Origin of the sequence: Hymenobacter guriensis, assembly GCF_015773195.1 — a bacterium.
Taxonomy (GTDB): Bacteria; Bacteroidota; Bacteroidia; order Cytophagales; family Hymenobacteraceae; genus Hymenobacter; species Hymenobacter guriensis.
Genome location: NZ_JADWYK010000006.1, coordinates 200,122 through 220,178, shown reverse-complemented (window position 1 = coordinate 220,178; position 20,057 = coordinate 200,122). Strand labels below are relative to the sequence as shown.

Genomic DNA, 20,057 nt, shown 5'->3' with positions numbered 1-20,057 from the left:
GGCTGAGAAAAAATAAAGAAGCCAGACGCGGCGAAGCTCCTATACGCAGGCGGTCAGAAGCCGGCTATACGAACAACAATTGGCCGGCTCCGTAGTTCAAGCCCTGACAGCAGGCACGGCAATTACTTGTTCCAAAGTAGCGGTTTCGCCGGAAAACGGGTAATCTGCGCCGGAATCTGCTCTTACTGACTTGTTATGAATCTGAAAATTGCCTTGTTCGGCATTGCCCGCGAAATCGTGGGGCAGTCTGCTCTGGAAGTTTCCGCCCCCGAAGGCCAGTCGGCTCGGGGGCTGCTGCAGGATCTGCACGCCCGCTACCCCGAGCTGGCCCGCCTTTCCAGCCTGGCCGTGGCCGTCAACAACGAATACGCCGCCGAAGACGCACCCCTGCGGGAACACGACGAAATTGCCCTCATCCCGCCCGTTTCCGGCGGATAGAAGGAGGTAGAGACGCGTATTCGCGTCTCGTCGGCGCTGATGTTGTTTAGCTTGGTGCCGTCTGGCGCACAACTGGTCGTTCAACGATGAAGCGTAAATACGCGCCACTACCTCGTCCAGATTGGTCCAGAAGTCAGCGTACAAGATTCTTCGCAGACTCGGAATGACGTTCTGTTTTTCTCCTTGCCATTATCACCTACTGCCACTTGATTCATATCGACCTGACCGACCAGCCCATTGACGTAGCCGCTGCCCTGCAACTCGTGGAGGCCGAGGGGGCGGGCGCCATCAACACCTTCATCGGGACGGTGCGCAACCAAAGCACCGGCCGCTCTGTGGTGCGCCTGGAGTACGAGGCCTACGACAGCATGGCTTTGCACCAGCTGCGCAAAGTGGCCGAGCAGGCCCTGGAGCAGTGGCCCATGCTCCAGCAGGTGGCCATCATCCACCGCAAAGGCACCCTCTACATCGGCGACGTGGCCGTGGTGGTGGCCGTATCAACGCCGCACCGGGCCGAGAGCTTCGCCGCCTGCCAGTTCATCATCGACACCCTGAAACAGGTAGTAACTATCTGGAAAAAGGAGTTCTATGAGGATGGCGACGTATGGGTGGCCGCACACCCGTAAGGGAATGTAGGGGCGGGGTTTGTCCCCGCCCGGTCGTTGCCCGATAACCGTCGAGCGGCGCGGACGGGAACAAAGCCCTTACACAGGTAATGAAGCGGCTCCTCCAGCCTGATTACACCTTCCTCATGGCTTCCACCACCTGCGCGGCTTCCTCCGGCGTGTTCACGTTGCGCAGCTCCTGGGGCGCGGGGGCGGGCAGCAGCTCAATATCGGAGTTGATGAGCGTTTTGCGCGGGCAGCTGTAGCCCAAACTCAGGAACCGCAGCAGCGTGGCATAGCTGCGCGGTTCCCAGATGGTGATAAGCGGCTCGGGCCACTCGTTCTCAGGGCTCCGAAACGCCGTGGCCAGCCGCCCGGCTTGGCGGTGCCGCACCAGATGCTCCAGCGTAGCCGCCGACAGTAGGGGCAGGTCGCAGGCAACTATCAGCCAGGCAGCATTGGGGTCCTGGCGGAAAGCCGAGAGCAGGCCACTCAGCGGGCCCAGGTCCGAAAAGGTGTCGGGCAGAGGGCGCAGCCCGGCGTATTCCAGCTCCACCACCTGGTCGGGCCGGCAGGAAACGTGCACATCCTGGCAAAAAGGTGCCAACAGCTCGGCCGCGTAGGCGCGCTGCTCCTGGCCGTGGTAGGTAAGTTTGCCTTTGTCCTGGCCCATGCGCTGGCTGCGCCCGCCGGCTAGTACCAACCCGCGCAGCGGCGGCGCGGCCTGCTGCCACTCCTGCAAAATCAGCGCGGCAATAGCCGCCGTATCGTGCAGGGGCAGTACGGGAACCTGCGCTTCGCCCAGGTGAGCCCGCAGGTAAGCCGGTACTTCCATCACGCCCGCGGGCAAAAGCAGGGCGCGCACGTCAGTGAGGCGGTCCAGCTTTTTCTCCATCGGCTTGGCCGGGTCCAGTATCACGAGTTGCTGTCGGGCGCGGAAGTGGTTGCCGTTCACCAGCACCAGGCTCTCGTGCTGGAGCAACTCCGACTGACTGAATTTATCCAGGCTCCGCTTTACATCAAGGCGGGTGAAGGTGATTTTGTCGGTCAGCTCGGCCGCGGCGCCGGCTTGCAGAATGGCATCCTGGCCGCCGCTGCCGCCCTGGGCCGCGTCGTCGCCGGCGGCGTGGTCGGCATCCACGTAGGCTACGCGCAGCTGCGGGGCCAGGATGGGTAGCAGCCGGGCCACCAGCTCCTTAATGCGGCCGCAGGGCGCGCCTAGAATGGCTAGTTCGTGGCGGCCAAACTCACCCAGGTGCGGGCGGGCCAGCTGGGCGTGCTTGCTGCGCGGGTTGTCGGCGGGATTATTCGGCATGGTGGAAGTCCTGTTTGCCGCCGGTTTTCGCCAACAGGCGCGTTTCCTGAATCACAATGTCGTGCGACAGGGCTTTGCACATGTCGTAGATAGTGAGAGCAGCCACGGAAGCACCAGTCAGGGCCTCCATTTCCACGCCGGTTTTGCCCGTCACGGTGGCAGTGCACTCGATAAGCACGGCGTCGGGGCCGTCCACTTCAATGGTTACCTGGCAGTTGTCGAGGCCCAGCGGGTGGCACAGCGGAATCAGCTCGGAGGTGCGCTTGGCACCCATGATGCCAGCTAGAATAGCCGTCTGAAATACGGGGCCTTTGCGCGTGGGCAGGTCGCCCTGCTGCACCAGGGCCATTATTTCGGGGCCCAGCACCACGCGGCTGCGGGCCCGGGCTACGCGGCGGGTGGGTTGTTTGGCGCCCACATCCACCATAGCCGGCTGCCCGGCGGCGTTGAGGTGGGTGAGTTTGGCAGAGTCAGACATAAAACGAAAAGGCAAAGAAAAACAGCGGCCGAACTTCTGGCCGCGCAGGAGTACTACGTGAAAAGGCTAACCGTTGCCAACGGAGTAAGTTGAGGGCGCGCCAACGAAAAGCGCCGTGCAAGCTAACGGATCAGGGAATGGATGCGGGGCGTGTACGCTTCGGGCACTAGCGCACCCCTCGCCTGAAGCGTGCTAATCCAAAGCTGAAGCTATGTCCTTACTGAACATTGCAAATGTCGTTGCTGAACATTTGGAATGTCGTTGCTAAACATTTGAAATGTCGTTACTGAACATTTAGAATGTCGTTGCTGAACATTGTGAATGTCGTTGCTGAACATTGTGAATGTCGTTACTAAACATTGCGGATGTCACTGCCCTGCATGGTGTATAGCGGCTGCGGCAGCTGAGGGTGCAGCAGGTATGCGGATGAGAAAGGCTGCGCCCGCTCCGGCGCTTCCGCTACCTTCGCGGGTATGATTTCCGTTGCCGAAGCCGCCCGCCTCGTGGCCGCCACCATCCGCCCGCTGCCGCCTGAGTATCTGTCCCTGCGTTTAGCCGCCGGGCGGGTGCTGCGCGAAGACCTGCGCGCCGACCGTGACTTTCCGCCCTTCAACCGCGTGGCTATGGACGGCATTGCCCTGTGCTACGCGGCTCTGGCGGCCGGTCAAACGGAGTTTCGCATCGACAACACCCAGTTTGCCGGCCAGCCTCCCGTGCGCGTTCCGGACGTCACAGCGGCCGTCGAAATCATGACCGGGGCCATGCTGCCGGCGGAGCTGGATACCGTGGTCCGCTACGAAGACCTTACTTTCCGCACCGATGCCGCCGGCCAGCGCTGGGCCCGGGTGGAAGCAGCGTCGCCCAAGGCCGGCCACAATATTCACCCCCAGGCCGCCGACCGTCGGCAGGGCGACCTGCTCGTGCCGGCTGGTACCTGCCTCGGCCCGGCGGAGCTAGCCGTGGCGGCTACCATTGGAGCGGTTACGGTGGCCGTCACGCGTCAGCCGCGGGTGGCAGTAGTGAGCACGGGGGATGAGCTGGTGCCGATTACGCAGGTGCCCGCCGCCCATCAGATCCGGCGCTCCAACGCCATTATGCTGCAGGCGGCGGCCGAAACTGCCGGCGCCATCACCGAAACGTTTCACTTCGATGACGACCCCGCCGCCCTGCGCCAGGGGCTGCCGGCGCTGCTCACCGGGTTCGATGCAGTGGTGCTGAGCGGAGGAGTATCTATGGGCAAGGCCGATTTTCTGCCCCAGGTGCTGCGCGAGCTGGGCGTTGAGCAGCTATTTCATGAAGTGCGGCAGCGGCCCGGCAAGCCTTTCTGGTTTGGGCAGCGCCCGGGCGGAGCGGTGGTGTTTGCCCTGCCCGGCAACCCGGTGTCGTCGTTCGTGAACTTCTACCGCTATGCCCGGCCCTGGCTGCTGGCCGTGCAGCAACCCACCGGCCCCGCGCCGGCTGGTGCCACCCCCACTACTGCTGTACTCACGCAGCCCGTCGATTTCAAGCCACCCGTCACCCACTTTCTGCTCGTGCGACTGGTGGCTGATTCCAATGGCCGCCTACTGGCTACCCCGGAGCGGGCCGGGGGCTCCGGCGACATGGCCAGCCTGCTTACTTCCAGCGGTTTTCTGGAGCTGCCGCCGGAGATGGAGCACTTTCCGGCCGGCACGGTGCTGCCGGCGTGGCGGTTTCGGGAATGAGTATTTAGGTAAAATCAGTAAAGCGTCAGCCCTCAAAATCGTGGCCGCAGTGAAAGCAGTGGCACAGAGGCCGCTCAGGCGCCAGAAACCACAGGCGCAGGCGGGTAAGTAAAGTGTCAGTAGGCTGTGGGTGCTGGCGGCACACCACGTCGGAGTGCTGGCAGCGCGTGCAGCGCACGGTTTCGGTTGCTGTTTCGTCCTCGGGTGGCAGTGCGTGCATGAGGGCCTGAGCTGGCTGCAACACCACTTGAGCGGCAGCCAGATCGGGTTGGCGCACGTGCAGGCGCACCGGGTCGAGAGCCGAGCTGTAGGGCCGGTGCTCGTTGCTGAGAAAACAGGGAATTCCGGCTGCTTCCAGCTGATTTTTAGCCAGATGGGCCGCAATGCCATCCGCAAAAGTGGCGACGAGCACGATGGGCGAGGACGATGGAGGCTCGGAAGGCATAAGGCAGGAAGCAGCGTAGCAGGCAGTACAATAAACAACAAAAGCACCCGGCTGGGTGCTTTTGGGAGTAGAAATCAACGCCGCCGGATTAGGGCTGCTTCACGGCGCCGCCGAGGTCTTTCACGTCGCGGCTGGTTTCCATGGTTACAAACTCAGCCTGCAGCGCCCGAATGCGCAGCTCGCTCCGGGCCGGCAAATCCAGGCGGATAGCTTTCAGCCGCTCATTCAGCTGTTTGTAGATGGCGCTGGCATAGTCCCAGTCGCGTTGCGTCCACTGGCGGCGCAGGGTGCGGGTCTGGCGCAGCAGCTGGGTGTAGGCCGGCTCAATGGTCGTGACGGTCAGCTGGTCGATAGCAGCGTAGGTGCCCAGCAGCTGTTGCGTGAAAGCCTTGGTGGCCGCGTTATCCAGCGGCTGGCGGCTGCGGGCCCGGGAGGCCGAATCGAAGCGGGCGGCACGGCGGGCGGCCACGCGCATCTTGCTGGCGGCGGTGCTGGCCAGCGTGTCGAGCTCATGCACTTCATTGCGCACGGCTTCCTGCCGCTCACGCGGAGTAGAGTCGCAGGCCGTGAGCAAGGCGGCGCACAGAAGAGGGGCTGCGTAGGGTAGGAACGTTTTCATGCCCCTAACATACGCAGCCCCTCGCTATTTGATGGGTGCAGGCCGCTACTGCGTCTGCATGCGGAAGGTAAAGGGCATTTCGTATACCACGGGCACGGCGCGGGAACCCCGGCGGGCTGGTATCCATTGCTGCGGAATGGATTTGGCTACCCGTAGCGCCTCTTCGTTGCAGCCGCCCCCAATGCCCAGCAGCACCTGGTGGTCGGTAGCGCGGCCTAGCGTATCTACCAAAAAGGTAATGATAACTTTTCCCTGAATTTTCTTGGCCTGGGCTTCCCCGGGGTAGTTCAGGCGACTCATAAAGGTGCCCAGCAGGGCGTCGCCCCCCAGAAAAAGCGGGGGCTGATCGACGCGGCCACTGGTCCAGTTATCACCTTCCTTGATGCGGTAGACGCGGTCTTCGATGGGCCGGAAGTAGATCAGCTGGTTTTTCGAGTGGTCGTACTTCTGGGCTATTACCTGCGTCCCGTCGCGGGTGTAGGCGTAGTACTCCCACACACCTACTTTATTGCCTTTTTCCAGAGTACCGCTTTCGTACTCGGTTTTGCGCGTGCGCTGGGCCCAGGCCCCGGAAACACATAGTAGTAGTAGTAAAGTAAAAAGTAGAGCTTGCTTCATGGGAATTATGCCTGCGAGGTGGGAAATTTTTTGTAGGATCAGTGCAATTTGTAAACGGCAGCTTCCCCTTCCCTTACCAGGTAGCAAGTATTGTTCCAACCGTCTGAGCCAGACTATTGGAACACCATGCGGCAAGGGGTGGGGCACCTACCGTCCGGGAAATTTACAAAACTTCCGCCTGACTAGGAATAATCTTACGCAGCTAATTTTCAAGCTCATCTGTTTTATCCCTCAGATCATATATCTGGCCCTGCAGGCCCGGCCAGTTGGGGCAGAGGCGGGCCACGCTCTCGAGAGCGGCCAGGGCCCCCGACCAGTGTTCCAGCATAAGTAGTATCTGGGCCTTGCCCAGTAGTGCCCCAAAGTGACGGGGCTCCAGGCGAAGCGTGCGGGCAATATCCTGCAACGCTGCCCGGTACTCGCCCCGCATGTAGTACGCGGTAGCGCGTTTGTTCCAGCCTTCCGCGTATTGGGGAGCCGCCTCAATAAGCGCAGAAAAATCCTGAATGGCCTGCGTATAGTCATCGGCAGCCAGGGCGCGCATACCGGCTTCCAGCTGCTTGTCCTGCAGGAGGTTACCAGTACGCAGCCATAGCAGCCAGATGCCTTCCTGCAGGGCCTCTATTTCCGGAGGTGTGGCAGCCCGGCGCAGGCGAACAAACAACTCGTCGAGGGCGTCCAAGGCGTGAAATGATGAGATGGTGAAACAGGGAGTTTTACGTTCTGCCAGCACAAATGGCGCAGTAAGAACGCAAAACTCCCTGTTTCACCATCTCACTGATTAAAACAGAGCGGCCGCTACCCGCCGGGTACTTTCCGATTTGCCCATGCTGTAGTAGTGCAGCACCGGCACGCCGTGGGCCATTAGCTCCCGGCTTTGGTTGATGCACCACTCAATGCCGATTTCGCGGGCGGCTGCGTTGTCGGGGGCTAGGTGCACGGCATCGGCCAGCGGCTCCGGAATGTTCAGGTAGAAAGCCCGGGGCAGCATTGTGAGCTGGCTTTTAGTGGTGAGCGGCTTGAGGCCGGGAATGATGGGAACGGTGATGCCCGCCTCGCGACAGCGCTTTTCGAAGTTGAAAAACTGCTCGTTGTCGAAGAACATCTGGGTCACGATGTAGTCGGCCCCGCGGTCTACTTTGTGCTTGAGGTAGCGCAGATCGGCCCCGTAGTTCGGCGACTCAAAGTGCTTCTCCGGGTAGCCGGCCGTGCCGATGCAGAAGTCAGTGGCCCATACATCATCCTGTTTTTCATCCAGGTATGCTCCTTTATTCAGATCCGAAACCTGCCCGATCAGGTCACAGGCATAGGCGTGGCCGTCGGGGTTGGGAATAAAGCTGCCTTCCGACTTAATCGGGTCCCCGCGCAAAGCCAGCACGTTGTCGATGCCCAGAAAATGCAGGTCGATAAGCGCGTTTTCCGTTTCTTCCTTCGAAAAGCCCCCGCAGATCAGGTGAGGCACGGTATCCACATCGAAGCGGTTTTTGATGGCCGCGCAGATGCCAACCGTGCCGGGCCGCTTGCGCACCGTTTTCTTTTCCAGCAGGCCGTTGGGGTGCTGGCGGTACACGTACTCCTCGCGGTGGTAGGTCACATCGATAAACGGCGGTCTGAACTCCATCAGGGGTTCAATGTTGGAGAACAGGTTCTGGATGTTCTCGCCTTTTTTTGGAGGCAGCACCTCGAAGGAAAACAACGTTTTACCGTTGGCGCGGCTCAGGTGTTCGGTTACTTTCATATAGTGGCGGCCCGGGTGCCCAATGCGGAAGCCTGGGCTAGGTAGCGGGCGGAGGAAGCTTAATAAAACAGCATGGTAGTTGGTGTCCGGGACTTTATCCCGAGGAAATCAGGCGCATTACAGCGCTGGTATCGACACACTAACAGGGTCGTAGTTCAGGTTGGGGGCCAGCCAGCGTTCCAGCTCTGCCAGCGGCATATGCTTACGCTCGGCAATGTCCGCTACCTGATCCTTGCCGATGCGGCCAAGGCCAAAGTAGCGGGACTCCGGGTGGGCGTAGTAAAGGCCGCTAACCGAGGAGGCGGGGTACATGGCCAGGTTTTCGGTGAGGCGGATGCCGGTTTTGTTTTCCGCGTCGAGCAACTCAAACAGCGTAATCTTCTCGGTGTGGTCGGGGCAGCCGGGGTAGCCGGGCGCCGGGCGCACGCCTTTGTATTTCTCCTGAATAAGGTCCTCGTTCGAGAGATTTTCGGCCGGGTCGTAGCCCCAGAACTCCTCCCTCACCCGCTGGTGCAGGCGCTCGGCAAAGGCCTCGGCAAGGCGGTCGGCCAGGGCTTTCACCATGATGCTGGAGTAGTCGTCGTGCTCCTTTTCGTACTTATCCAGCAGCTTTTCGATGCCAATACCCGCCGTCACGGCAAACCCGCCGATGTAGTCCTGGCGGCCGGTTTCTAGCGGGGCCACAAAGTCGGAGAAGGCCAGGTTGGGCACACCTGAGGCTTTCTCGCTCTGCTGGCGCAGGGTGAAAAACTCCGCCTGCACTTCCTCGCGGCGGTCATTCTGGAAAATCTGAATCGTGTCGTGCCCTACAGTGTTGGCGGGCCAGAAGCCGATGACGGCGCGGGCGGTGAGCAGCTTCTCGTCGATGATCTGGCGCAGCATTTTCTGGGCGTCGTTTAAGAGCTGAGTAGCGGCTTCGCCCACGTTCGGGTCTTCCAGAATGCGCGGATAGCGGCCCTTCAGTTCCCAGGTCTGGAAGAACGGCGTCCAGTCGATGTACTCGGCCAGCTCGGCCAAATCGTAGTCTTCAAGCGCCTTGGTGCCCAGGAAAGTCGGCTTCACAATGGGTGTGGTTTCCCAGTCGGCCTTGAAGCCGTTTTCGCGGGCGGCTTCGATGGTCAGGTAGTTTTTCTCGCGCTGGCGGCCGGCGTAGTCCTCGCGGAGCTGACGGTATTCCTCGCGCACGGTGCGGGCATACTCGGCATCGGCCGAGCCTAGCAGGGCTGCCGCCACACCCACGGAGCGGGAAGCATCGTTGACGTGCACGATGGGGCCGCTGTAGTTGGGCGCAATCTTGACGGCGGCGTGCAGGCGGGAGGTAGTAGCGCCCCCAATGAGCAGCGGGGTTTTGAGGCCGCGCTTTTCCATTTCCTGGGCCACGTACACCATCTCGTCTAGGCTCGGCGTAATCAAGCCGCTCAGGCCGATAACATCCACCTGCTGTTTCTGGGCTTCGTCGAGAATGCGCTCCAGCGGCACCATCACGCCCAGGTCCACGATGTCGAAGTTGTTGCAGGCCAGCACCACGCCCACGATGTTCTTGCCGATGTCGTGCACGTCACCTTTCACCGTGGCCAGCAGGATTTTGCCAGCCGTTTGCCGGTCCCCGCTTTGCTTGTCGGCCAGCAGGTAGGGCTCCAGATAAGCCACGGCTTTCTTCATCACCCGCGCCGACTTCACCACCTGGGGCAGGAACATCTTGCCGGCCCCGAACAGGTCACCCACCACGTTCATGCCGGCCATCAGCGGGCCTTCAATTACTTCCAGCGGGCGGCCTACCTGCTGGCGCACTTCTTCGGTGTCCTGGTCGATGAACTCGGTAATGCCTTTCACCAGTGCGTGCTGCAGGCGCTCCTTCACTGGCAGGCTGCGCCAGGCGTCGGCTACTACTTCCACCTTGTCTTTCTGCTTCACGGTGTCGGCGAAGTCCACGAGGCGCTCCGTGGCATCGGCGCGGCGGTTGAGCAGCACGTCTTCCACCAGTTCCAGCAAGTCCTTGGGCACCTCGTCGTACACGGCCAGCTGGCTGGGGTTTACAATACCCATGTCGAGGCCGGCCCGGATGGCGTGGTAGAGGAAGGCCGAGTGCATAGCTTCGCGCACCACGTCGTTGCCGCGGAAGGAGAAGCTGATGTTGCTCACGCCCCCGCTGGTGAGGGCCCCGGGTAGGTTTTGTTTGATCCAGCGGACGGCCTCGATGAAGTCCAGCGCGTAGTTGCGGTGCTCTTCCATGCCGGTGCCTACCGTCAGGATGTTGGGGTCGAAGATGATGTCCTCGGCCGGGAAACCCACTTCGTTCACCAGGATGTCGTAGCTGCGCTGACAGATTTCGATGCGCTTCTCCAGCGTGTCGGCCTGGCCGTTTTCGTCGAAAGCCATGACCACCACGGCGCCGCCGTACTGGCGCACGGTGCGGGCCCGCTGCTTAAAGACTTCTTCGCCTTCTTTGAGGGAAATTGAGTTGACGATGCTCTTGCCCTGCACGCACTTGAGGCCGGCTTCCAGCACGCTCCACTTCGAGGAGTCAATCATCACGGGCACCCGCGAAATATCGGGCTCCGAGGCAATCAGGTTCAGGAACGTGGTCATGGCCTGCTCCGAGTCGAGCATACCTTCGTCCATGTTCACGTCGATAACCTGGGCTCCACCTTCTACTTGGTCGCGGGCTACTTGCAGGGCTGCCTCGTAGTTGCCGGTGCGGATAAGGCGGGCGAAGGCGCGGGAGCCGGTTACGTTGCACCGCTCGCCCACGTTCACAAACAAACTGTCGGGGTACACGCCAAATGGCTCCAGGCCGCTCAAGCGGGTGGCCTTAGGTAGCTCGGGCAGCTGGCGCGGCGCGTATTTTTCGGCCAGCCGGACCAGCTCGGCAATGTGCTGGGGCGTAGTACCGCAACAGCCCCCAACCACCGTCACCAGCCCGTCGGAGAGGTAGCCTTCCACTACGCACGCAAATTCCTGGGCCGACTCATCATAGCCACCAAACGCGTTGGGCAGACCAGCGTTGGGGTAGGCCGAAATGTGCACATCGGCAATGCGGCTTAGTTCTTTGATATACACCTTGAGCTGGTCGGCACCGAGGGCACAGTTCAACCCCACGCTTAGGAGCGGCAGGTGGCGGATGGAGTTCCAGAAGGCTTCTACGGTCTGTCCGCTCAGGGTGCGGCCCGAGGCGTCGGTAATGGTACCCGAAATCATGACGGGCACCACTTTGCCGCCTTCGTCGAAAAACTTCTGCACCGCGTACAGGGCAGCTTTGGCGTTCAGCGTGTCGAAGATGGTTTCGATGAGTAAGGCATCGGAGCCGCCGTCTACGAGGCCGCGCACCTGCTCCAGGTAGGCAGTGGCCAGCTCATCGAAGGTCACGGCCCGGAAGCCGGGTCGGTTCACGTCGGGGGAAAGGCTGGCGGTACGGTTGGTGGGTCCAATAGCGCCGGCCACGAAGCGGGGCTTGTCGGGGTTTTGGGCCGTAAATGCGTCGGCCGATTCCCGCGCCAGCCGCGCCGATTCGTAGTTCAGCTCATATACAATATGCTCTAAGCCATAGTCGGCCTGGGCAATGGTGGTGCCGGAAAACGTGTTGGTTTCCACCATGTCGGCCCCGGCGGCGAAGTACTCGTCGTGAATGCCGCGAATAATGTCGGGGCGGGTGAGGCTGAGCAGGTCGTTGTTGCCGCGCAAGGGCTTCGGGTGGTCGGCAAAGCGGGTGCCGCGGAAGTCTTCCTCCGAAAGCGTATGGCGCTGAATCATGGTGCCCATGGCGCCGTCCAGAATCAGGACGCGCTTGGCAAGAATATCGTGGAGCGGGGAGTCAGTGACGGTCGGCATATCGGCTCTTCTCAGAAAATCGGCAGCAAAAAGTGCCTATCCAGAAAGAGCCGCGTGGGGGCGCGAGTCCTGTACTTATCTTCTTCCAGCCCGCGGTGCGGCCTGAAACGGGAGTTAGCACCTTGTGTCAAGTCAGGTTGCTAAGACGTCGTCGGGCCCAATCCCTCGGTCTTTCTGGATAAGTAACAGAGGCGAAGATACGGCGGAACGAACTAAAAACAACAACCCCGGCCATTGAGAAGACCGGGGGCGTTTAAAGCAGAGAAGCTGCGTCTGACATGCGCTAGTCTTTTTTGATGCAGTTTGGGACAGTTTTGCCGTCTTTCTGCTTGGTTCCAGCCTGCTCGTAGCCTTTCCAGCACGGATCCGTTTTTTTAGCTGAAGTAGAAGGAGTTTTCCTGGTCGCCATGGCTGCAGTGCGCGGGGCTAAATTAAAATCAGGCGCACACTTTACTTTACGACCGGGCAACGGTACTGGTTTGTCGGGCGGTCTATACGAACTACAGCCGTAGGAGCGTTTCTTTGCCCGGGGCTGCCAAACGTCACTATCTTATTCTTTCTTCCGATGAAGCACTTATTCACCTGGCTGATATTGTTGTTGAGCGCCGCGCCGCTACTGGCGCAAACATCCGCGCTGCCCGTGGGCACGGGGCTGAAAGGCACGTATTACCGGGGGATGAACTTCGAGGAAAAAGTCTTCACCCGCACCGACGGCCAGATTGATTTCGACTGGCAGTACACTCCACCCAGGCCGGATATGCCTACCGAGAGGTTTTCGGTACGGTGGCAGGGCTGGCTGTTGGCACCGGTCACGGGGGAGTATGAGTTTTCGACAGTGATGGACGACGGTTTCCGGTTCTGGCTGGGCGGCAAGCGGCTAATTGATGCCTGGCGCGACCAGGACCACCTCAATGCCACTGTGCGCATTCGGCTTCAGGCCGGCCGGTACTATCCGGTGCGCATCGAGTATTTCCAGAACGGAATAGAGAGCCGGGCCCTGTTGCAATGGCGGCGTACGGAGGAACTGGGCGGCTTCGAAACAGTGAGCAGTAAGGTGCTGTTTACGGCGCTGCCTGGCTCCGCCCGCCCTATTCCAGTAGTGCCGCCCCGGCCGGTGCCGGTGGTAGCTGCCACTCCTAAGCCAACGCCCGCACCCGTGGCGGCCCCAACGACACCCCGACGCCGGCCCACGCCCGCTGCCCGGCCGGCCACCCGCCCTGCCGTAGCTGCCGTGCCTGCCGCCCGGCCAGCTCAGGCGGTTGTTTCGGCACCAATAGTGGCTCCGGCCGCAACGCCCGACTCGCTGCCCAGCCTGGCCAATCTGGCGAAGGGCGCCGTGGTGGAGCTGAAAAATCTGTATTTCGAACAGGGCCGCGCCCGGCTGCTGCCCACCTCACAGCCCGAGCTGAACCGGCTGGTGCTGATGCTGCGGACGGAAGCAGCGGCCCGCTTCGAAATAGCCGGCCATACCGATAACGTGGGCGACGCCAAACTCAATCAGCAGCTTTCCGAGCAGCGGGCCCAGATTGTGCGCCGATACCTCGTTCAGCACGGCGTAGACTCGCTGCGCCTCACAGCCGTTGGCTACGGCGGCACCCGGCCCGTAGCCGACAACGGCGACCCACGCCAGCGCCCCCGCAACCGGCGGGTAGAGCTGGTGGCACGCTAATCAGCTTCCAGCTAATGCGCTGCAAGGCTTAGGAGCTGCGTGCTGGTGGCTCCTTCACCGCCCAAACTGCTTTCTTGCCGCCTTGAGCTACTTCCTGGGGCCGGCCACGACTTCCAGCATCGTATCGGCCTGGAGATACTGCTGAGCCAGCTGCTGCAGCTCGGAGGCCGTTACGCGCTGAATTTGTTGCACGAAGTCGGTGTAGTAGCTGGCGGGCAGGCCCAGGAAAACGGTGCTCTTGTATTTGTCGCACTGCTCAAACACGGTGCTCAGCTCATTGGCAAACTTGCCAGCCATGTAGTTTTTGACGGTTTGCAGCTCTTCAGCGGGAATAGCCTCGTCCTGCAGCAGCTGCAGCTCATGCCGAATTTCCTGGATGGCGGCCGCGGTACTGGCGGCGTTGACGTCGGTACCAATGACGAAGCTTGTGGCGTGCTCCCGGGGCGTAACGCTGGCGTAGATGCCGTAGGTGAAGCCCTTGTCTTCGCGGATGTTCTTCATCAGCCGGGAGCCGAAATAGCCACCCAATACCTTTACCAGCACCTGCAGCCAATGCGTGTCGGGGTGAGCAGGGGAGGGCCACAGCCGGCCGATGCGGATGGAAGACTGGATGCTCTCCGGCACCGTGACGTAGTCGACTGCGAGAGGCACGCTCGAAGTGCTGGTCTGCGTGTGGGCCTCGTTACGTAAGTCACTAGCGCTGCCAATGCTACCCAAAGCAGCCTGAACGGCTTGCTGCTGCGTCGGGCCAACGTCGCCGCAAAGAAAGATTTCAGCATCAGCAAATGAATATCCTTGCTGAAAGAAAGCCTGGAGCGTCTCCCGGGGAATAGCCTGAAACGTTTCTTCCTGAAACACCACCCCATAAGGGTTATCGGCCCCGAACAGGTTGCGCGAAAACCGCTCGGCCGCCAGGTAGCTGGTTTTCTGCCGCTCGATGCGCACGTTCTGGATGGTGCGGGCCTTAAGCTGCGCCAACTCGGTTTCGGGGAAAGTGGGTTCCGTGAGCACATCGGCCACAACCGGCAACAGTTGGTCGAGGTGGCGCGCCAGGCAGTAGAGCGTGAGCGTAGCGCGGTCAAAGCCCTGCTCACATTCCAGGGAAGCCCCGAAAAAGGCAACCTCGTCGGCTATCTGGCGGGCGGTGCGGGTGCGGGTTCCTTCCAGCAACATGCGGGCCGTGAGCACCGAGGCACCCGGCGTAGTATCGTACCACTTGCCAGCCCGGAACACCACCTGCAGACGGATTACGGGCTGGGCCGCGTTGCGCAGGATATGCAGGCGGCTGCCGTTAGGCAGCGAAAGCACGTCAGCCGCGGGCAGCGTGATGCTGGCCAGCGGCTGAACGGGAGGAGCAACAAGACGGTTGAGCATGTAGGTTAGTTCGTGGGAGCCGGGTCGCCGGCTGGTGAGGCTGCATCGGCGGCCCCGGCAAAGTTAAAGTGCAACGATACCCGCAAGGTTTGGGAAAGCGGGTTGTTTTTGTTGTTGGGAACCAGATAAGCGGCGTCTACTCCAAAAACCTGGTAGCGCAGGCCGGCCCCGAAGCTCAGATACTGGCGCGCGCCTTTCTGTGGGTGCTCGTAGAAATAGCCTACGCGGGCCGCCAGCAGATCATTGTACCAATATTCCAGGCCAGCAGAAATGTTGATTTCCTGCAGCTCTTCCTTGAACCCGCCGGGAGCATCACCAAACGAGCTGAAAATAGAGCTGACCAGCCCTTTGCCGGCGCGGGCGCGGTTTTCAGCATCAATTTCTTCCAGCACCTGGCGGCCCCGGCCGGTGGTGTCGCCCGTTACATAGTAGGGGCTGGGCACCAGCAGCTTGTTGGCATCCACCGTGAGCGTGAGCTTGTTGTAGGCGTCCAGCTCTTTCGTAATGGCCGTCCCCAGCTTCAGGTTGGCGGGCAGGAAGTTGCCCTGCTCGGGGTTGGTGTAGGTGATTTTGTTGCCGATGTTGGAAATAGCCGCGCCCAGCGCCAGGTTGTAGTCCTGGGCTCCGATGGTCAGATCCTTGGTGTAGTACAAACCCAGATCAACGGCGGCGGCGTTGCCGGGGCGGGTGTCACCCTGGCCGCCGGTGAGGTTGGAGCGAATGTAGCGGGCGGCTACGCCCACACCCAGGTTTTCGCTCAGCCGCTGCCCATATGATACGCTCAGCGAGTATTCCTTGGGGTTGTACGTGCCGTTGTCGGCGTTATTGATGTCGCGGAAGTTGATTTCGCCCAGATCAAAATACATGAGCGACACTCCAAAGGCGGAGCGCTGGCCCACCTTGTGGTAGCCCGAGAGGTAGCCCAGGCCCATATCGTCCGTCACCTGGCGCAGCCAGGGCGCGTACGAAAGCGAGGCGCCCGTGGCATTAGGCATAAAACCCAGCTTGCCGGCGTTGTAGTACATCGAGTTGGCATCGGGCGAAATAGCTACGCCGGCCTCGCCGAGCGCGGCGGAGCGGGAGTCGGGGCTGAGGGTGAGCACCGGCACGGCCGTCGTAATAGCGTGGTCATCCCGCTGCTGGGCCAGAGCGCCCGTAGAGAGAGTGAAAAGCCCGGCCGCAACGCTTAGCCGTACAGTCAACTTCGATAACATACTGAGGGGTGAAATGGTGGTGATAGGGGAGGAAGTGCAAAGAAAGGGGTTAGCGCAGCAGTACAAGCTTCTCGAACTTGCTGACCTGCGAGCCGTCGCGCGGAGAACGAACGTGCACCCGATACAGATACACGCCGCGGGCTACCTGGTCATTAAATTCGTCGCGCCCGTCCCAGCTTAGCGAGCCTACGTGCGACTTGCTGCTGACCAGGTTTTCGGACAGGGTGCGGATAAGCTTGCCGGTGACGGTGAAAATCTGCACCTGTACGTCCAGCTCTTCGCCCGTGCGGTTGTGGTCGAAGTGAAACGTAGTGGAGGCGGCAAACGGATTGGGGTAGTTCAGCAAATGGTCCAGCGCCAGCTTCTCGTTGCGCACCACCACAAACTCCAGCTCCTGCTCCGACGAGTTGTTGAACGTGTCCCAGGCTTTGAGGCGCAGTACGTGCGGGCCGGGCGCGAGGTTCTTAAATAGGTACCGCACCCGCCCGCTCCGAAAGTTATCCACGTCGGCCGTGTAGTACTCATTCAGCACGAGCACCTGCGTAGGAGCATTGTCCACAATGGCCGTGATTTCGTGGCCGATGCCCGAGCCGGCCGTATTGATACCGCTGCTGTCGCGCAGCACGGCCAGCAGCGTAGTGGTAGGGCTGGTGAGGCCGCCAAACACGAACGACTCATTATCCATAAACAGCTGGATGGTGGGCGGAATCGTGTCGCGCTGGGCTTCACCATTGACGCCCCCGATCAGGATTTCCCGGTTGGCTCCGTGCGCATCCCGCCCTAGGCTGGCCGATGAGGCATAAAGGCTGATTTTGCCGGCATCCACCTTGTAGTTGATGTCGCGCGGAATCACGAAGGAGGTGTTGAACTTGCCGTTGCGCACCGTAGCCTGTCCATCGTACAGCACGCTTTCCTGTACCTGCACGGTTTGCTGCCCGTCGCTGCCGTCGTTGCCGAGCATGGTGAAGGGCGTGGGCTTGTCAAACACCGTTATCTGCACTGTACCGTTGAAGTCGGAGGCCAGCTGGCTGCTGCGGTCCGACACGTCACCGGCCAGTTCCACGGTAGCCATGGCTTTCAGCGTATCAGCCGGAGTGGTTCCCTGGGAAACGGCTTTCTGGTTGATTTGCCGGATCGTGGTTTCGTATTCCGGGTAAGCCAGCCGCATGGAAGGGTCTCCGAGCAAAGCGAAATTGCGGTTGTAGGAACCGCTGACGCTGGTGTTTTTCGTTTGGGAAACTACATCGCCCAGGCGGGGCAATGGCTGGCCTGCCTGCGGGAAGGCAGCTTTATAGAAGCTGCTGCTCAGAAACTGGTTGTTGTGCTGGTACACCACGCGGGTGGTCGTCAGCAAGGCAATAGCCCCGCTTGCAATGTCCGTCAGCGCCACCTCGCCGGCCGAGACGATGCTGGGGTCGTCGTAGATGCTGAAGTCGCAGGTAGCGGTGAGCAGAAACGTGAGCCGGTTGGTGTTCTGGAGCTTTTCGATGGAGCTTTTCGTGAAGATCTGCTCGTCGGCCCAGGCTAGCGGCCCGCCGTGCCCCGAGTAATTCACAATAAGGGAGCCTTGCTCGATGCTCTGGTCGATGGCCGTTTCGGCCGCAGGGGAGCGTTGGCCACCTGCTACAGCCTGCTGCGGGTACATATCCAGGTATACCTTATGGATATTGTAGGCCGGCTCAGTGCTTTGGATCATATCAGCCAGCGGCTCGGCGGAATAGAGCGTATGCAGGTTGTTATCCCCGTCGTCGCTGACGAAGGTGAGCCGGTTGCGCCATTTGCCGTACGCGGAAGTCTGGTCGTAAGCAATAAGCTTATCCACCACCAAGCGGGCCTGGGCTGTGGAGCGGGGCTGGTCCTGGGGGGCCCGCACTGGCAAGCGGCCCACACCAATGTCCATCAGCTCAAAATTGCCCCCGGAGCCTTCCGCCCATTCGCCTTCGTTATCGTCCAGTAAGCCAAAATAGTCGTCGGAGGAAAAGGAAACCAGCGTTGAGCTGTTGATAGGGTTAAACGATTCGTACGACTCATACACCGGCACGTAATTCTGATTGGCCGCGTCCTTCACCTGCCGGCTTTTCCAGTAGCCGGGCTCAAAATCGACGTCGTTGGTTGGGTCGGCTTTGTAGTCGTACGAGGCGTCGCCGAACAGCAGGAGCATGATTTTGGACGTGCTGCTGGTGCGCTGGTCGGCTTCGTACACCATCTTCATGAAGTCGCGGATAGCCGAAATATCCTGCCCTCCGGAGCTGAACTCGTTGTAGACCTGCGTGGTCGTCACTACCTGGGCCTGGAGCTTGTCGTGGGTGCGGCGGTGCTGGGCCAGGCGCTCGGCTTCGGCCAGAAACAGCGGGTGCGTCACGATAACCAGATCCAGCTGATTTCCCTGGCTCAGGGCGTGCAGGTTCTGGTTGGCGACTTTCCCAAACAGGCGCGGCGCGGGAAACGAGCTGCCCCGGAAAGCCACGTACTCGCGCACCGAGTCAGTAGGCGCCGGGAAGCGGCCATTCGTGAGCTGGCGCTGGGCGGGCCGGCGCGGGTTGGTTACGTCCCACACGGTAGCATCGGCGGCGTTTTCCAGCACAAACTCACTGACGGCACCTGGGGCTACGTTGGTGCGGGAGCGGAACTCGCGCACGGCCCCATCCAGCCGGAGCTGACGTTCGGCCACCACTTCCAGGTAGTCGAGGTAGCCCTTGGCCGTGATGTCGCCGCTGGAGTTGTAAGCCAGCCGCACCTTCAACTCGGCCCCGCTGGCCGTTGTCGCGAAAGTCGACAGAGTCTGATTGGCAACTTCGGGGAAGTCTCCCCCGCTCCGTGGGCTGATAGACTGCGTGCCAACAGACTGCCCATTAAGCGCCAGTCCGAAAGAAGTATAAGTAGAGGAGGCGGCCGCCGTGAGGCTGGTAACGCGCACCGTGGAGCCGGCTACTACGTCGGGCCCGGAAAAGGTGAATTCCTGCTGGTCGCCGCCCGAAAATGCCTCGCCCAGCCACTGCCGCCCCGATTTGAGCAGGTTGTACAGGTCGATTTCGTGGAACTGCCGGTCGAGATAGGACGTGATGGTGGCCGTGGGCGCGGCGGTGGGCGCGGCGGCCGGGGCCACGCGGCGGCCGGCGGTGGTGCCCACCGTCAGAAAGTAGTAGGCGGTATCGGTGTAGCTGTGGTAGAGGTGGCGGAAAGGCCGCGTAGCCGTGCCAGCTTCCCAGGTGTGCGGGCCCCGGGCGTAAAATAGCACGTACTCATCATCACTCAGACTCCCATCACCGTTGCCCGACACGTAGATGGCGTTTTCCACGAGGTCGTCGGGGCGGGGCGCGCTGTTGAGTTGGGGCAACTGGCCGGTGGCGTTGCCGTAGAGCTGAAGGCGGCGCGGGTCCAGGCTCTGCACATCCAGGCCCAGCTTGCTTAATGTGGCTTTATCGAGCTTGTACATGCCGCTTTCCGGTACGCCAATCTTGAACCACTGGCCCTGGTTGAGCACGGAGTTGGCTGCGTAGACGTGGGCCGTGCGGGCTGCGCGGGTCTGCAGGCTGCGGCCCAGCGTATAGGAATACGTGAAGGAAACGAGCTTTTCGAGCTGGCCGCTGCCGGAACGCCGCAGCGGTGTAAGTGTAACGGTGGTGAGCTGCTGGCGGCTGGCTGTGCCCGTCACCTGCCGGATTTCCGGCGTGGCCACCACGGTAGCCTTGGTCAGCAGGCGCGCATCGGCTGCCGATAAGGGCTCGTACACGGCGTTCAGCAACTCGCCTTGCGCCACGGCGCCCTTCACCGAGAACTGGTAGAAAGGCACGAGCTGACCGGGCAAAAAGCCTCCTTCCAGCAAAGCCGGTACCAGCTGCTTGCGGCCGTTGGGCAGCTCTATGGTTTGGTAGCCTTTCCAGTGCAGCGTGTGCTGGCTGACCATAGCGCCAGCCTGTTGCGCCCGCACATGCAGGCTGGCGCACAAAAAGCTCAGCAGCAATCCTAAAAACCGAAAGCGCATAAATCGTTTCTCAATAAATCAGCTGCTG

The 20,057-nt window shown here is 61.1% G+C and carries 15 protein-coding genes and 1 riboswitch; of the genes, 4 read left to right on the top strand and 11 right to left on the bottom strand.

Translation table 11 applies throughout. The features are described 5' to 3' along the window. Positions 1 to 195 precede the first annotated feature (195 nt). Together moaD and I5L79_RS12050 are read left to right on the top strand one after the other, a co-directional pair. On the top strand, positions 196 to 438 hold the full coding sequence (gene moaD, locus I5L79_RS12055; RefSeq protein ID WP_196955304.1) for a molybdopterin converting factor subunit 1: 243 nt from the start codon (positions 196 to 198) through the stop codon (positions 436 to 438). Between the two features lie 206 nt (positions 439 to 644). After that, the gene (locus I5L79_RS12050) at positions 645 to 1,064 is read left to right on the top strand and encodes a molybdenum cofactor biosynthesis protein MoaE (RefSeq protein ID WP_196955303.1); all 420 of its coding nucleotides are present in this window, start codon (positions 645 to 647) and stop codon (positions 1,062 to 1,064) included. A gap of 112 nt (positions 1,065 to 1,176) precedes the next feature. Here I5L79_RS12050 and I5L79_RS12045 read toward each other — a convergent pair whose 3' ends face one another. Both I5L79_RS12045 and moaC read right to left on the bottom strand, forming a co-directional pair. Then, positions 1,177 to 2,358, bottom strand: coding sequence for an NTP transferase domain-containing protein (locus I5L79_RS12045; protein ID WP_196955302.1), 1,182 nt, complete (start codon positions 2,356 to 2,358; stop codon positions 1,177 to 1,179). Continuing rightward, positions 2,348 to 2,836 carry a cyclic pyranopterin monophosphate synthase MoaC gene (moaC, locus tag I5L79_RS12040; protein WP_196955301.1) on the bottom strand — a complete coding sequence of 163 codons (489 nt, stop codon included), beginning with the start codon at positions 2,834 to 2,836 and terminating at the stop codon, positions 2,348 to 2,350. Before moaC ends, I5L79_RS12045 begins: the two co-directional genes overlap by 11 nt. A 473-nt stretch (positions 2,837 to 3,309) precedes the next feature. Here moaC and I5L79_RS12035 point away from each other — a divergent pair, with 473 nt between their 5' ends. Then, a complete protein-coding gene (locus tag I5L79_RS12035) occupies positions 3,310 to 4,539 on the top strand; it encodes a molybdopterin molybdotransferase MoeA (RefSeq protein WP_196955300.1) in 1,230 nt (409 codons plus the stop codon). A 25-nt stretch (positions 4,540 to 4,564) separates the two neighbouring features. On the opposite strand, the gene I5L79_RS12030 is transcribed toward I5L79_RS12035, so the two are convergent. The 6 genes from I5L79_RS12030 to metH form a co-directional block, all read right to left on the bottom strand. Further along, complete coding sequence (locus I5L79_RS12030) at positions 4,565 to 4,984, bottom strand: putative signal transducing protein (RefSeq protein WP_196955299.1); 420 nt, start codon at positions 4,982 to 4,984, stop codon at positions 4,565 to 4,567. An 88-nt stretch (positions 4,985 to 5,072) separates the two neighbouring features. After that, positions 5,073 to 5,603, bottom strand: a complete 531-nt coding sequence (locus I5L79_RS12025) for a hypothetical protein (RefSeq protein WP_196955298.1) — start codon at positions 5,601 to 5,603, stop codon at positions 5,073 to 5,075. Positions 5,604 to 5,648: 45 nt separating this feature from the next. Then, positions 5,649 to 6,221, bottom strand: a complete 573-nt coding sequence (locus tag I5L79_RS12020; RefSeq protein ID WP_196955297.1) for an energy transducer TonB — start codon at positions 6,219 to 6,221, stop codon at positions 5,649 to 5,651. Positions 6,222 to 6,423: 202 nt separating this feature from the next. Further along, a complete protein-coding gene (locus I5L79_RS12015) occupies positions 6,424 to 6,903 on the bottom strand; it encodes a tetratricopeptide repeat protein (RefSeq protein ID WP_196955296.1) in 480 nt (159 codons plus the stop codon). 99 nt (positions 6,904 to 7,002) lie between these two features. After that, entirely contained in the window at positions 7,003 to 7,959 is a 957-nt protein-coding gene (gene metF, locus I5L79_RS12010; protein WP_196955295.1) for a methylenetetrahydrofolate reductase [NAD(P)H], read from the bottom strand. A gap of 117 nt (positions 7,960 to 8,076) precedes the next feature. Continuing rightward, positions 8,077 to 11,787, bottom strand: coding sequence for a methionine synthase (gene metH / locus I5L79_RS12005; RefSeq protein WP_196955294.1), 3,711 nt, complete (start codon positions 11,785 to 11,787; stop codon positions 8,077 to 8,079). A gap of 72 nt (positions 11,788 to 11,859) precedes the next feature. Continuing rightward, positions 11,860 to 11,972, bottom strand: a riboswitch (SAM riboswitch). 380 nt (positions 11,973 to 12,352) lie between these two features. Here metH and I5L79_RS12000 point away from each other — a divergent pair. Further along, positions 12,353 to 13,456 carry a PA14 domain-containing protein gene (locus I5L79_RS12000; protein ID WP_196955293.1) on the top strand — a complete coding sequence of 368 codons (1,104 nt, stop codon included), beginning with the start codon at positions 12,353 to 12,355 and terminating at the stop codon, positions 13,454 to 13,456. 87 nt (positions 13,457 to 13,543) lie between these two features. Here the strand turns inward: I5L79_RS12000 and I5L79_RS11995 are convergent, their stop codons facing one another. Genes I5L79_RS11995 through porU form a run of 3 tightly spaced genes read right to left on the bottom strand, consistent with a single transcriptional unit; the run spans position 13,544 to position 20,029 of the window. After that, on the bottom strand, positions 13,544 to 14,830 hold the full coding sequence (locus tag I5L79_RS11995; RefSeq protein WP_196955292.1) for a M16 family metallopeptidase: 1,287 nt from the start codon (positions 14,828 to 14,830) through the stop codon (positions 13,544 to 13,546). A 5-nt stretch (positions 14,831 to 14,835) separates the two neighbouring features. After that, the gene (gene porV, locus I5L79_RS11990) at positions 14,836 to 16,044 is read right to left on the bottom strand and encodes a type IX secretion system outer membrane channel protein PorV (protein ID WP_196955291.1); all 1,209 of its coding nucleotides are present in this window, start codon (positions 16,042 to 16,044) and stop codon (positions 14,836 to 14,838) included. A gap of 49 nt (positions 16,045 to 16,093) precedes the next feature. After that, on the bottom strand, positions 16,094 to 20,029 hold the full coding sequence (gene porU / locus I5L79_RS11985; protein WP_196955290.1) for a type IX secretion system sortase PorU: 3,936 nt from the start codon (positions 20,027 to 20,029) through the stop codon (positions 16,094 to 16,096). Between the last annotated feature and the right edge of the window lie 28 nt (positions 20,030 to 20,057).